The sequence below is a fragment of the Cryobacterium sp. Sr8 genome (assembly GCF_004403225.1).
In the GTDB taxonomy this organism is placed as follows: domain Bacteria; phylum Actinomycetota; class Actinomycetes; order Actinomycetales; family Microbacteriaceae; genus Cryobacterium; species Cryobacterium psychrotolerans.
The window spans coordinates 1-12,446 of sequence record NZ_SOHO01000062.1; the positions used below are offsets into that span (position 1 = coordinate 1).

Genomic DNA, 12,446 nt, shown 5'->3' on the forward strand with positions numbered 1-12,446 from the left:
TCATGAACGAACTCGCGGATCTCCGCCGTGGTGAATCCTGGGCTTATCGACATTCCCCTGCCTCCTTCTGATCGTGAACTGACTCACAATCAGCCTGACGCAGAGGGGACGCCGGGAATTGTTTGCACGCGTTCCAGTTCCGGCTCATAGTCCGACACGCGGGTGGCAATCTCAGTGTCGACTTCCTCGATTTGTTGGTCGAGGAAATCAATGTGAGCGAGCATCTGCTTGACGAGAACTCCGTGGTGGGAAGCCCGGAACGTGCCCGTGAGTGCGCTTTGGAGCTGTGGGATCTTGGGTCGGAGCCGTCCCAGGGCCAGATCGGCGAGAACGACCGGGTCCGCTTCCCCGTCGAGCATGGCATCCAAGATCGTCCGCCCGGACTTCGTGAGGATCGTCGAAGCGACGCTGGTCAGCTTGATGCCGGCGTCCTGCAAGACCTTTTCCAACCGTTGGATCGCCCGCGTGCGTTCCTCAATCAACGTTCGACGGTGCCTCGTGAAGTCCCGCAATTCCCGGATCGGCGGAGGCGGAACGAACGACGGCCGCACCAAACCATATTCGACCAGCTGAGCGATCCATGCCGAGTCGGCGACGTCGGTCTTCCGGCCCGGGACGTCCTTCAAATGGGCCGCGTTCAGCAGCCATACCTCCGGGATCCGATCCTTGAGGAGATGGAACACCGGCTTCCAATACATACCTGTTGATTCCATCCCGGCCCAGGCGACTTGCTCGACAACCAACCAGTCACCCAGCGCGAGCAAACCGCGCGTGTCCGTCGGAAACGTTCGAGTCTCGGTCTCCCGTTTCCTACCGGGAGCTGGGCGTCGGGCCGTGGCCACGACTGTGTCCCGGTGGACATCGAGCCCGGCGCAATATTGAACAATCTCCTCCATTGCCAGCCTCCTCTGCTTGGCATCGCGATCAATCAGGGAGTGTTCGTCGGCGGAGGGCCGTCAGTCAAGGAGTCTGAAGTTCGCGCTCTAATGGCAGCACGACCGGGTGCCCATAACCCTCCACGCCATACTTTTTTCCGAGCTCACGAGCACCAAGCGGCGCCGACGTTTAGCCCGACGGACACACGACCACAATGCGCCAATTCAAGCCGAGACAGAAGAGGCGACCACCTCATTGATTCTCATCCGCCCAGGTGCGGCCGCGTCAGCGGCACCATGCTTACTTTTTTCAAGAACAGCGCCTCGGCTTTCAGCTCCTGATTTTCCCGCTCGAGCTCCTTCAGCCGCGCCCGTTCCGGCATTGTCAGCTCCGTGTCGGTGCCGCCGTTGGCCTCGCGGTACTTGATCAGCCAGTTGCGGAGAGTCTCGGGGCCGACGCCATACGCAGTCGCGACGTCCTTGATCGATTTGGACGTGTTGATCACCTCGCGGCACAGCTCGTCCTTGAACTCCTGGGAAAATCGCCTACGCGATGCGGTCATGCTGATCTCTGCTTTCAGTAGTCCCTCATTTTAAGAGGGCCCACTGTCCGAGAACTCCGCAGCAGCTCAGTTCTTGTTACGGACTTCACGGTGCGGTTGTCAGGGGACGCTGTCGCCAGGTTGCTGGGAGTCAAGGAAGGCGTTCACGGTGTCGAGCTCTCGCTCGAAGAGCGGCAACAGCGCGGCCAGCGCATCGCTGCTGTGGGCCCGGCCGGCTGTCTCCATGGCTTCGCAGAGTTCGCCGAGGGCCAGGGCGCCGACGGCACGAGCAGAGGACTTGAGCTTGTGGGCCTGCCCCCCGGCGCGAGCCGACTCCCCGTTCACGCACGCGGCGGCCAATTCCTGGGCGATCGCCGTCGCGCTGGTGCGAAAATCACCCAGCAACTCGTTGATGACGACCGGGTCGTCGCCGACGAGGCTCTCGAGGATCCGCACGTCCACGGCGAGCCCGTGCTCCCGCGGGCCGACGTGCGGCTCCTCGCCTGCGCCGGGCGCGACGTCCGCGTCGCCCGCGGCGGAGGCAGGCGACGCGGGATGCACGGGCAGCGCGGGCGTGGCGGCTTCGGCACGGTCCGGCGCCAGGAGGGAATCGATCGCCTCGTACAGTTCCTTGTACCGCAGCGGCTTGGTGATGTACGCATCGCATCCGGCCAGGCGCGACTTCTCCCGGTCCGCCTGCATCGCCATAGCGGTCAACGCGATGACGGGGATGGAAGCGGTGGTCGGATCGCGCTTGAGCAGGGCGGTCGCCGCCAGCCCGTCCATCCCGGGCAACTGCACGTCCATCAGGATCAGGTCGGGCCGTTTCGCGCGCGCCAGGGCCAGCCCGGTTTCGGCGTCGTCGGCGGTCAGGACCGTGTGCCCGGCGCGCTCCATGAGGAGAGTGGCGAGTTTCATGTTCGCGTGATTGTCCTCGACGATCAGGATCACAGGCATGGCGGTGGCCCCCGTCTACCGCTCGGCCAACGCACGATTCACCTCGGCGAGGAAGCCGATGCGGTCGAACCCGGATTTTTCGATCACCTGGACGTGCTGGTCCGGATCGGTGTTGAGGTCGGCCCGATCCAGCGCCGAGACCCGTTTCGCCGTCACGACCAGGATCGGGATGCGCGCCGTTTCGGAATCGCGCAGGAGTGCCTGGACCACGTCGAAGCCGCTGACGTCCGGCATTATCAGGTCGAGGACGACCAGGTCCGGCCGTAGTCGCCGGGCCAGGCTGACCGCTTCGCTGCCGTCGTAGGCGCGCACAACCGCGTAGGCCGGAGCCGGCAGGAGCGCGGCTATCAGCTCGACGGCCTTCGGATCGTCGTCGACGATGAGAACCGCGCGGGTGCGCTCGGGGGCGAGATGCAGCCCCAGGCAGGCCAGGGAGGCCCTCAATTCGGCTCGGCTGACGGGCGCCATTGTGCTGTCGTCGAGACCGGCCATGACGACGACGGGCACGGTCGCCAGGGCGCTGATTTCGCGTATCCGCACGAGGAAGTCCCACCCATCGAGACCGGGCCGCTGGACATCCAGAGTGATCAGGCTCAACGCCTGTCCCGTGGCCAGCTCGAGGGCAGCCTCGGCGCCGGCAGCGATCAACACAGTGAAGCCCTCCGCCTCCAGGAGCAGACGGACCAGGTCCGCTGACTGGTCATCGTCCGCGACCACGAGAGCAATGCGTGCGTCCGAGCCCGCCGACGCCTCCGGTCTCACGGCGGGAGCCTCGGCGGGGCGCGGACCAGCGACGACCGGCTGATCCTGCCCGGCGAGGGGCAACCAGGCGGCAAACCGAGCGCCTTCGCCCTCCGCGCTGGCCACGGCAACGGTTCCCCCGTGCAGTTCCGCCAGCTGTTTCACCATGGCCAGCCCCAGGCCGGTGCCCTCGAACTTGCGCGCGAGGCCGCTGTCGATCTGGCTGAAGGCCCGGAAGAGCCTCACCATGTCCCGTTCGGAAATACCGATGCCGCTGTCCTCGACGCTGATCTCCAGGAATTCGTCATGCCCGTTGTCGGCGAGCGGAAACGCGTGCACCGGCCAGGCCCCGGGGAGCGTTCCGACCGTGCCGCGCGAGACATGTCGCGCACGCACGACCACCCGGCCGCCGGGTGCGCTGAACTTGACGGCATTCGCGAGCAGGTTGTAGACGATTTGCTTGGTCTTGCGCAGGTCGAGCCGCGGGGCGCCGAGGCCGGCAGGCGAATCGATCTCCACCTGGATACGCTGCGCGGCGGCCTTCTCCCTGACGATCGACAGGCTGCCCAACAACAGGCTCGTCACGTCGACCGGCTCCAGTTCGAGCGCCATCATTCCGGCCTCGACCTTCGACAGGTCCAGGATGTCGTTGATCAGAGAGAGCAGGTGCTGGCCGCTCGTGAAGATGTCAGCGATGTACTCTGCCTGGGTGTCGCTCACGTCACCGATCAGGCCGTCCTTTAGCGCCTCGGAGAAGCCAATGATGGCGTTCAACGGAGTGCGAAGCTCGTGCGACATCGTGGCTAGGAACTCGGACTTCATCCGGCTGGCATGCTCGAGCTGGATGTTCGCCTCCTGCAGGGCTCCCGCCTTCAACAGCTCCTCCTCGGCGAGTTTGCCGGCGGTATTGTCGGTGCCGATCAGCAGGTAGCCGATGATGGTTTCCCGCGCGTCGCGCAGGGCGGTAACGGAGACGATGGCGGGGAAGCGGCTGCCGTCTTTGCGCACGTAAGTGAGTTCGTAGATGTCCTCGATGCCGCGGGAGGCCTTGAAGACAAGGGCCTCGAATCCCGGGGTGATCGGTGTGTCGAGTTCGAGGCTGAGGGCACCGGCCCTGGCGATCAGCTCCTCGGGGTCGGAGATGTCGGCCGGAGTGATCAGGTTGACGACGTCGGACGCGGCGTAGCCGAGCATCCGTTCGGCGCCGACGTTGAAGATCTGGATGACGCCGTGGGCGTCGGTGGCGATGCTGGAGAAGTTGGCGCTGTTGAAGATCGCATTCTGCAGCGCTCCCGCCTTCAACAGCGCGTTCTGGCGTCGCAGCTCTCGCAGGCCAAAGTCGACTTTCGGCACATTTCCTCCCACATACAGTCAGACTTCAGAGCCGGCCCGGAGCGGGGAGGAGGAGGAGTTGCCACCTAGTTTTTTATACCACAAATCGTGATGGGAAGCTGGAGCATGGATACCGGCGAAGGCCACGTTTACATCGGCCGCGACACGATCGAGAAGGCGCTGACGCCCGATGCGGCAATCGCCGCGCTGGAGTCCGTGCTGACCGCCGGATTCGACCCCGAGCAGGATGCCCCGCGCACCCGGGTGGACACCTCGTCCGGCCATCTGCTGCAGATGCCGTCCACCCTGGGCGAGTAGATCGGCAGCAAACTCCTCACGATCACTCCCGCTAATGCCCGCGCCGGCCGCCCGGTCATCCAGGGCCTCTACCTCCTGTTCGGCGGCGGTGACCAGAGGCCGCTCGCCGTCCTCGACAGTATGGCGCTGACCAACGTGCGCACCGCCGCTGTGTCGGGGATGGGTGCTCGCCGACTGGCCGCGCCGGGGGCGAAGCGTCTCGTCGTCTTCGGCACCGGAGTCCAGGCCTGGGAGCACATCCGAGCCTTCAACGGGCTCTTCGACCTGACGGTCGTCGAGATCGTCGGACGGACGGCCGCACATGCGGAGCGGCTGGCCGCACTCGTTCGCGGGCTCGGCCTCGAGGCCCGGATTAGCGACGCCGAGGCGGTCGCCCTGGCGGACATCATCCTCTGCTGCACCGCCGCCTCAGAGCCGCTGTTCGACGGGTCGCTCGTGCCGGACTCGGCGACCGTGGTGGCCATGGGCTCCCACACACCGGGGCACCGCGAGCTGGACGATGCGCTCCTCGGCCGCGCGACAGTCTGCGTCGAATCGAGGGTCAGCGCCCTCCGTGAAACCGGGGAAATCATCCACGGGCTCGAGTCCGGTGCCACCCCAGGGCCGGACAGCCTGGTCACCCTGGCGGATCTCGTTCTCGGCCACACAGCGCCGGATGCCGGGCGCCCGGCCGTGTTCAAGACCACGGGGATGCCGTGGGAAGACCTGGCCCTGGCGACGGCCGTCTTCAGCTCGTTTCCGCGGCCCTGACGATGAGCTCGAGCGGGTTCCCGCCGGGCGGACCCTGGTGGGAGTTGCGTTCGCCCCCGCTCACGAAAACCTCCGTGTGGCCGGTCGTGGAGGCCAGCAGGAAACCGCCCACGGCCTTGACAACGTGATAGCCGACCGGATCATCGAGCATCGTGATGCGCCGACCGTCGAGTTCGGCCTTCTCCGGCAGGAGCACTTCGGCGTGCGTCTTCTCCCCGCCCGACGAGGTCATTGCCACATCGGAATAGACGGACCAGCCCCAGCGGACCATGGCGTCGTTGGGGTGGCTTGTGAATTCGTCGAATATCCAACGCTAAGGTCGTGTGGCGTGTGCAGGTCAGTGGCCTTGGGGAAAGAACAGTGGTTCCCGACTGATACTCTCCGCACATGGAGGATAAATGGTTTGGGCGAGCGGTCGGCCTCGTTGTGGCCTCTGTGGCAGGAGGCGCGGCCGCCCTCCTGTGGTTCGCGATCGCGTCCGGCAAACCGCCGGAAGGCGAAGTGCCCGTTGAGGGGCTGATTCTCGGCGTCTGGAACGTCTTCTACGACATCCAGGCACCGGCGCCTCGAGTCTTTCTCGCCGCGGTGGCCCTGGCACTTCTGTCCGCCGCGGGAATAGCCATGCTTGAGCGGCGCGTCGCCAACAAGTCCCGCCGGTCATCAAACCACCTCATCAATCCCCTGGCGCCAAAAATCGTGATGGCGGCTACCCGGGGGGTCTTTGCCGGTCCGGTGACCGTGACCGCATTGATACCCGCTTATAACGAAGAGGCTTCGCTGGGGGCGACGCTGTCTTCGCTCCTGGCCCAGTCCCACCGGCCGGAGCGGGTGATCGTTGTCGCCGACAACTGCACCGACTCAACCGTGGCTATCGCTCGAGCCCACGGCGTTGAGGTCTTCGAATCGCAGGGGAATCACAAGAAGAAGGCCGGCGCGCTGAATCAGGCGCTCAAGGAGCTACTCGGCGATCAGGGCGACAACGACATCGTCATGGTGCTCGACGCCGACACGCGGCTGGATGACGGCTTCCTTGAAGCGGCGGTGGCTCGCTTCACCAACGATCGCGCCCTCATGGCAGTCGGAGGCCTCTTCTACGGAGAAGAGGGATTCGGGCTGCTCGGGCAGTTCCAGCGCAACGAGTACATTCGCTATTCTCGCCAGATCAGCCGCCGACGAGGTCACGTCTTCGTGCTCACGGGCACCGCTTCGATGTTCCGTCCGGCGGCGCTGCGCGCCGTCGCGAAGAACCGTGGCGCCACGATCCCCGGAAATCGGGGAGACGTGTACGACACTGCCGCGCTCACCGAAGACAACGAACTCACGATCGCCTTGAAGTCGCTCGGCGCCCTGATCATCTCCCCCTCCGACTGCACGGTCGTCACCGAGTTGATGCCCACCGTCGCTACCTTGTGGGTGCAGCGTCTGCGCTGGCAACGTGGGGCGCTGGAGAACATTGGCGCCTACGGGATGACGCCACCAACGTTGCGTTACTGGGCGCAGCAACTGGGCATTGGCTACAGCGTGATTGCCCTCAGCGCCTTCATATTGCTGCTGCTCATAACGGCGCTGTCAGTGGACACCTGGATCTGGTTCGTGTTCTGGCTCGGCCTGGGGTCGGTGTTCGTTGCTGAACGCGTCGTCTCTGTCTGGGCAGGCGGATGGCGAGCACGGCTGCTGGCACTCGCGCTGTTCCCCGAACTTCTTTTCGACATGTTCCTCGACTTCGTGTATGTGAAGGGCATTGTCGACATCACACTGGGCAGACAGGCCGCCTGGGGCCACGTCCCTCATGCGATGCCAGACGAAGCGCTGGAGGTCGCCTGATGCTGCACAGTGCTCTTCACCAGCTGATTCCCGCTGGGATCCTGCTTCCCGAGTCTCTCCGTCACACCGACTTCTACGCCATCCTGGCGTCATTCGTGGCGATCAACACCGTGATGTTCGCTGCACTGGCCATCGCGAAGATCCTGCCGAAGGTGTATCTCACCGACGTCCTTCCGGGGCGCCACCGCCGATCGGAGACGCGCAGCATCTACCCGGACGACCCCGCGTAGCTGAACGCGCGGTCGGGCCCAACGAACGAGTGTCCGACACTCGTTCGCGATGGAGTAACCCGACCGGGTGAGTTCGCTGACCCTCGTGGAACCCGTCGCCTACTGGAACCTCGAACTACTCGGTGACAGCCTGAAGGAGGTGGAGCGCGCGAACATGGTCGTGCGCGGACTGTTCACTCGCCCCGTCAGCGAGGACGACCTGGCTGCGTTTCTGGAGGTGGCGGGCTTCGTTGAGTCCGTGCTCGATGCTCCCTCGCGCCCCAATTGGGAGCGCCGGCTCACCCACCGCATGGCGTTGTCCTGGCAGGGCGAGGAACTCGACCATCCGAAACGCACGGTGGGCGAACTCGCGCGGGTCATCCACCCGACGCTTCTGACGAAGGGCACACGCACAGCCGGCTGGCTGAAGCACGTGGTCGATGTGCTCGGCGAGCGGATGCCGCACGCCACCGTCGCGGAGTGCGAGGACGAGGACGAGGACGATCATGCCCAGCACATCCAGAGCATCGACGCGCTCCTCAGGACGCTCGACGCACACCTGGCCGGGTTGACGACCCAGCAGTCGGACGTTGTTCGTCGGGGCGAAGGGGCTGACTCGTGGCGCACCTCTCACGACGGCGGGCCTACGCACCACCTTTCGCTATCACCGCGTCCAGTCGGGAGTCGTCGCCGGCAACGCCCACGCGCTGCGCCACACGTTCGGCACCGCGCTGCCGGAAGCTGGCCTTGATCTGGCCGTGATCTGGCCGTGATGCAGGCCCTGCTGGGTCATACCCATGTTGATACCACCGCCCGTTACATTCATCTGGCACCCGCCCATGTGAAAGCTGAATACGATGCTGCCTGCAACCGTCAACGCACGACCCCTGAGGCCGCCGCCAAGCATTGCTGGCGCCTACGCCGCCCATCAAGCCCGCACCAACCGCGGCAAACCGCCTACACACAGGCCGCAAAGACGTTTCTGGACCGCTTCCCCCACGTCCAGGACTGGGCTGAGCGTCCCCTGAACGAGCGCCGCTCCGCGAGCCAATCCTTGCGGCCGTTCCTGACCCTGACGCAAAAGGTGGATTCAACCGGTCGTCGCAACACCTCGATTATGGAGGTATCGGATGGGTCGGCCAGCGGGATGGATGAAGGATCTGACGGGCAGGTCGCCAATGAAGTCGCCGGGTGCTCCGTCGCTTCGTCGGGAGGTTGAGCGGAAGTTCTGGGGTCAGATAGCAGAAGGGCTAACAAGCGAGAACGCCGCGACTGCGGTCGGCGTGTCGCAGGCGGCTGGTAGCCGCGGGTTCCGGGAGCGTGGCGGTGTGCCGCCTTTTGAGCTGCCTAGGTAAACAAAGCGGTGGCCCGTCTTTGAAGACGGGCCACCGGCGGTTGTTGCCCAAGAAAGGTTCCTGGGTATGTGCCTTATTCCAGGACGCCGCAGGCGGCCGGGTCCGTCGCTTCTGCAGGCAGGTTCGGGTCCAGTTCGCTTGCACCTCGGCTGAAGTCATAAGAGCCGTTGCCGTTGTAGTCGATGCCGTGGATCACGACGACGCCTTCGCCTTCGCGGATGGAATCTGCGATCTCTTTGGCCGTTCCGGTTCCGTTGGGGCCCGGGTAGCCCGTTCCCGCCACCTTGGTGATGCGGATGTTATCGCGGCTGTAGTGGTAACTGCCATCCGCAGACACCGGGAAACGGGTCACGTCCAGGAAGCTGGCGGGAGTCGTGTCGCCCGTCGTAGTCAGCGACACGACGACCGGTCCGTACGCCGGAATCCCTTCCACGGTGTTTAGGCGGCCATCACGGTTGCTGTCCAGTGCCAGGGTGGGGCACTCGTTCAGCGCTTGGTTGCCGTAGTGGATGTGCTGCGCGTGCGGAGCGTCTGGTGTTAGCCCGGAAGCGTGCACTTCTATGTGCTTGATCTTCTGGTTGCGAACTACCGCGGTAGCGGTGCCGGATGCCCCCGAGCCGTTTAGCTCCGTGAGATTGGCGGTCAGCGTTACCGTTTTGTCGGCACCTGTGGGTTGATCACTGTGCGCTTGAGCCGCGCCGGATCCGAGTACAGCCGCAGCGAGTAACGCAACGGTCGAGGCTCCGAAAATCCCAATGGAATATCGTTTCACGATTGTCTCCTTGGTTAGCGGCCAACGAGGAGGTCCCGTTGGTCGTGGGTAGTTCGTAACAAACACTAATGAGGTTTGGTCATTTTAGGGAATTTTAGTGCTTTCCCGCCCACGGAGTCGGAGCAATGCTCGTTTGGCGCCGAACTTCCTTGGAACTGGGCCATCCGCTCGCGCACAGCCATGGATACCGCGCACAAGAAGACACTCATTGAGTGTCACAATCGCGGACGATCGGTGGTCGGCCGTTGTCCAGGAGGGCAACTCTAGCTGTCGCCTGGCCAACCTCCATACAGTCGGGATCGGCGAGAAACACCCTGTGATCACCATCTCCGTCCGGCGCAGGTCACGTCCCGCACGGTGTTGAGAAACTCCACAGAGATACTGGATGTGACCTGCTTGGCCAACTGAAACAACCCGATGTCACCGAGTGGGGACGCGGCCTCGTATGTTCGTCTGCGGCCGATGCGTGTGGTCGAGGTGCGCTAAAGATGCAGGGGGCGCCGTTTCGCCACACGGCGCAGTTCTTCCGCTGGCGCCCCGACCTGGAGGCCCGTTCCTGCACCTTCGAGCAGCTCGAGCGTTCCACCGCGTACGACCTGAGCCGCGTGCTGCTCTGACCGCGTTCGCCTAAGCCTGAATTCACCGATCGGGATCGGGATATGGCGGCGCGTTAAACCGAGAATGCCCATCGGATCAGGGAAAATAGAGCTTGTCTAGAGCAAATTTTCAACGATTCGAGAGGCATCTCGTAGATGCAAGTTTCCCACACCAACCGCGCCGTTTCCGCATCATTCTCCGACCCAAATCTTGTGTCGTCCGCTGGCTTGGTGCCGATCATGAAATTGGCCGATCGAGCAGGGCTGCAGACCCTGGCGGATCAGTGGCTGACCGTCCCGACCGACAAGGGCTCCAACGCCGGCTTGAAAGTCGCCTCTCTGGTCGGAGGGATGGTCGCCGGGGCGGCCTCGATCGATGACATGGCTATTCTTCGTCACGGCGGCATGCGGAAGGTTTTCACCAATCTGTTACGCGCCGTCGACGTTGGGGTCGTTCTTGCGCGGGTTCACGTTCGGTCACGTCCGGCAACTCGACGCCGTCGCTTCACGCTTCGTGCGGGGCCTCGCCGCCGAGACCGCCTTGCTCGTGCACGACACGGACGGCTACATCTTCCTCGACGTCGACGTCGACGTCGACGACACCATCATCGAAGTCCACGGGTACCAGAAGCAAGGCTCCGGCTATGGGTACTCCGGGGTGCGAGGCCTCAACGTGTTCCTTGCGACGTTGAAAACGGACGTGTCGGCCCCGATCATCATCGGTCAACGGCTCCGGCGCGGTGCCTGCGGGTCGCCGCGCGGCGCGGCTCGCATGATCCGTGATGCCCTCGCCACCATCAAGCGGCTCCGCGGAGCGGAAACCGCCCGAGTGCTCTTCCGCGCTGACTCTGCCTTCTACGGTCACGCCTCGATCAGCGCGGCCATCAAAGCCGGCGCCGACGTCTCGGTCACCGCTCGCATGGATCCCGCCGTCAAACGAGCGATCGGAGCCATCCCCGACAGCGCCTGGACCGCGATTGAATACACCAACGCGATCTATGACGAAGGCACGAAAACGTGGATCAGTAACGCGGAAGTCGCCGAGGTCCCGTTCACCGCGTTCACGTCCCGCAAGAAAAGCGAGCAGATCACCGGGCGGCTCGTCGTGCGGCGGATCCCAGAATTGAACAAGGAAAACGTCGACCAGCCGACCCTGTTCGACACGCTCCGGTCCCATGCCTTCTTCACCACCAGTACCCTCGACACCGTCACCGCCGACAAAACCCACCGCGCCCACGCGGTGATCGAGTTGGTGAATTCCGACCTCAAAAGCAGCGCACTGGCGCACCTGCCCTCAGGCGTGTTCACCGCCAACGCCGCCTGGCTCGTCATGGCCGTCATGGCGTTTAATCTGACCCGAGCGGCCGCGACCATCGCCGGCAACGGCCTCGCACGAGCGACCACCGCAACGATCCGCCGGAAACTTGTCAGCGTCCCCGCCCGGACCTCCACCTCGGCGCGGCGCATCACACTGCACCTGCCCGAGCACTGGCCCTGGGAGAAACCCTGGGCCGCTTTGTTCGACCAAACCTTCAGGCCACGACAACCAGCCCCCACCTGACCAACCAGCCGACATCGGCATCAACAGGAGCACCAGTGGAACACCCCGGGCCGCGAGACCCGGACCTCAACCGCGCGCGAAGCCCGGAAACAGAATCAAACCGAAATCAGGATTCCCGCAGCAGCCGACCGGTGGATTCAGGCTAAGCGGTGCCCGAAGGTGCCAGGAAATCCTCGAAGCGCACGACCGGTGATGCGTTGGGCGACGGCTTGGAGAAGAGGTCGCCCTGCCCGAAGCGGCAACCCATCTTCAGCAGTAGTTCCAGTTGGCCGGTCGTTTCGATGCCCTCGGCGACGACGTCCAGCTTCAACGATTCCGCCAACCGAATGATGCCTTCCACGATCGCCCGGTCCTGTGCGGAGGTTTCGATATCGCGCACGAACGTCAGATCGATCTTCAACAGGTCGACATCGAATTCCCGGAGGTGGGTGAACGACGAGTAGCCCGTGCCGAAGTCGTCGATGGCCAGGCGCACACCGATGCCGCGGAGTTCCTGGAACGTCCGGGCGGCCGAGCCGATCGCGTCCATCACGGCGCTTTCGGTCAGCTCCAGCCAGAGTTGGTTCGGAGCCAGCCCGGAGCTGCTGAGCGCCCGCTTGACCACCGCACCGAAG

14 protein-coding genes and 3 pseudogenes are annotated in these 12,446 nt (G+C 64.3%); 9 read left to right on the plus strand and 8 right to left on the minus strand.

The genetic code is table 11. The annotated features are described in order from the left end of the window. Window positions 1-89 precede the first annotated feature (89 nt). The 4 genes and pseudogenes from E3T54_RS12720 to E3T54_RS12735 all read right to left on the minus strand — a co-directional run bounded on the left by E3T54_RS12720 (window position 90) and on the right by E3T54_RS12735 (window position 4,468). Window positions 90-896, minus strand: coding sequence for an IS110 family transposase (locus tag E3T54_RS12720; protein ID WP_134476013.1), 807 nt, complete (start codon window positions 894-896; stop codon window positions 90-92). Window positions 897-1,180: 284 nt separating this feature from the next. Next, a pseudogene (locus tag E3T54_RS12725) lies at window positions 1,181-1,438 on the minus strand (transposase); the annotation flags it as partial. Between the two features lie 99 nt (window positions 1,439-1,537). Beyond that, on the minus strand, window positions 1,538-2,374 hold the full coding sequence (locus E3T54_RS12730) for a response regulator (protein WP_134476014.1): 837 nt from the start codon (window positions 2,372-2,374) through the stop codon (window positions 1,538-1,540). 15 nt (window positions 2,375-2,389) lie between these two features. Then, complete coding sequence (locus E3T54_RS12735) at window positions 2,390-4,468, minus strand: response regulator (RefSeq protein ID WP_134476015.1); 2,079 nt, start codon at window positions 4,466-4,468, stop codon at window positions 2,390-2,392. Between the two features lie 105 nt (window positions 4,469-4,573). On the opposite strand from E3T54_RS12735, the gene E3T54_RS17115 reads away from it, so the two are divergent. After that, entirely contained in the window at window positions 4,574-4,765 is a 192-nt protein-coding gene (locus E3T54_RS17115) for a hypothetical protein (RefSeq protein ID WP_198414493.1), read from the plus strand. 57 nt (window positions 4,766-4,822) lie between these two features. After that, window positions 4,823-5,515: an ornithine cyclodeaminase family protein gene (locus E3T54_RS12740; protein WP_241977218.1), complete on the plus strand. Its 693-nt coding sequence runs from the start codon at window positions 4,823-4,825 to the stop codon at window positions 5,513-5,515. On the opposite strand, the gene E3T54_RS12745 is transcribed toward E3T54_RS12740, so the two are convergent. Then, the gene (locus E3T54_RS12745) at window positions 5,493-5,747 is read right to left on the minus strand and encodes a ring-opening amidohydrolase (protein ID WP_174844421.1); all 255 of its coding nucleotides are present in this window, start codon (window positions 5,745-5,747) and stop codon (window positions 5,493-5,495) included. The genes E3T54_RS12740 and E3T54_RS12745 overlap by 23 nt on opposite strands. A 155-nt stretch (window positions 5,748-5,902) precedes the next feature. Between E3T54_RS12745 and E3T54_RS12750 the strand changes: the two genes are divergently transcribed. Continuing rightward, window positions 5,903-7,339 (plus strand): glycosyltransferase, encoded by a 1,437-nt coding sequence (locus E3T54_RS12750; RefSeq protein WP_134476017.1) that lies wholly within the window; start codon window positions 5,903-5,905, stop codon window positions 7,337-7,339. Further along, window positions 7,339-7,569 carry a hypothetical protein gene (locus E3T54_RS12755; RefSeq protein ID WP_241977216.1) on the plus strand — a complete coding sequence of 77 codons (231 nt, stop codon included), beginning with the start codon at window positions 7,339-7,341 and terminating at the stop codon, window positions 7,567-7,569. Before E3T54_RS12750 ends, E3T54_RS12755 begins: the two co-directional genes overlap by 1 nt. Window positions 7,570-7,684: 115 nt before the next feature. On the opposite strand, the gene E3T54_RS12760 is transcribed toward E3T54_RS12755, so the two are convergent. Further along, a complete protein-coding gene (locus E3T54_RS12760; protein ID WP_134476018.1) occupies window positions 7,685-8,107 on the minus strand; it encodes a hypothetical protein in 423 nt (140 codons plus the stop codon). Between the two features lie 31 nt (window positions 8,108-8,138). Between E3T54_RS12760 and E3T54_RS17395 the strand changes: the two genes are divergently transcribed. From E3T54_RS17395 to E3T54_RS17400, 3 genes and pseudogenes are all read left to right on the plus strand, one after another. After that, a complete protein-coding gene (locus E3T54_RS17395) occupies window positions 8,139-8,321 on the plus strand; it encodes a tyrosine-type recombinase/integrase (RefSeq protein WP_241977217.1) in 183 nt (60 codons plus the stop codon). Next, on the plus strand, window positions 8,318-8,767 hold the full coding sequence (locus E3T54_RS12765) for a hypothetical protein (RefSeq protein WP_241977219.1): 450 nt from the start codon (window positions 8,318-8,320) through the stop codon (window positions 8,765-8,767). Before E3T54_RS17395 ends, E3T54_RS12765 begins: the two co-directional genes overlap by 4 nt. Continuing rightward, window positions 8,700-8,888 (plus strand): annotated as a pseudogene (locus tag E3T54_RS17400) (IS30 family transposase); the annotation flags it as partial. The gene E3T54_RS12765 and the pseudogene E3T54_RS17400, both read left to right, overlap by 68 nt. Window positions 8,889-8,976: 88 nt before the next feature. Here the strand turns inward: E3T54_RS17400 and E3T54_RS12775 are convergent. Further along, window positions 8,977-9,675: a CHRD domain-containing protein gene (locus E3T54_RS12775; RefSeq protein ID WP_134476019.1), complete on the minus strand. Its 699-nt coding sequence runs from the start codon at window positions 9,673-9,675 to the stop codon at window positions 8,977-8,979. Window positions 9,676-10,163: 488 nt separating this feature from the next. Here E3T54_RS12775 and E3T54_RS12780 point away from each other — a divergent pair, with 488 nt between their 5' ends. Both E3T54_RS12780 and E3T54_RS12785 read left to right on the plus strand, forming a co-directional pair. After that, entirely contained in the window at window positions 10,164-10,292 is a 129-nt protein-coding gene (locus tag E3T54_RS12780; RefSeq protein ID WP_370255546.1) for a hypothetical protein, read from the plus strand. Window positions 10,293-10,427: 135 nt separating this feature from the next. Continuing rightward, a pseudogene (locus E3T54_RS12785) lies at window positions 10,428-11,832 on the plus strand (IS1380 family transposase). Between the two features lie 142 nt (window positions 11,833-11,974). On the opposite strand, the gene E3T54_RS12790 reads toward E3T54_RS12785, so the two are convergent. Next, window positions 11,975-12,446 (minus strand): EAL domain-containing protein (locus E3T54_RS12790; RefSeq protein WP_134476020.1); only part of this gene is annotated, 472 nt, incomplete at its 5' end.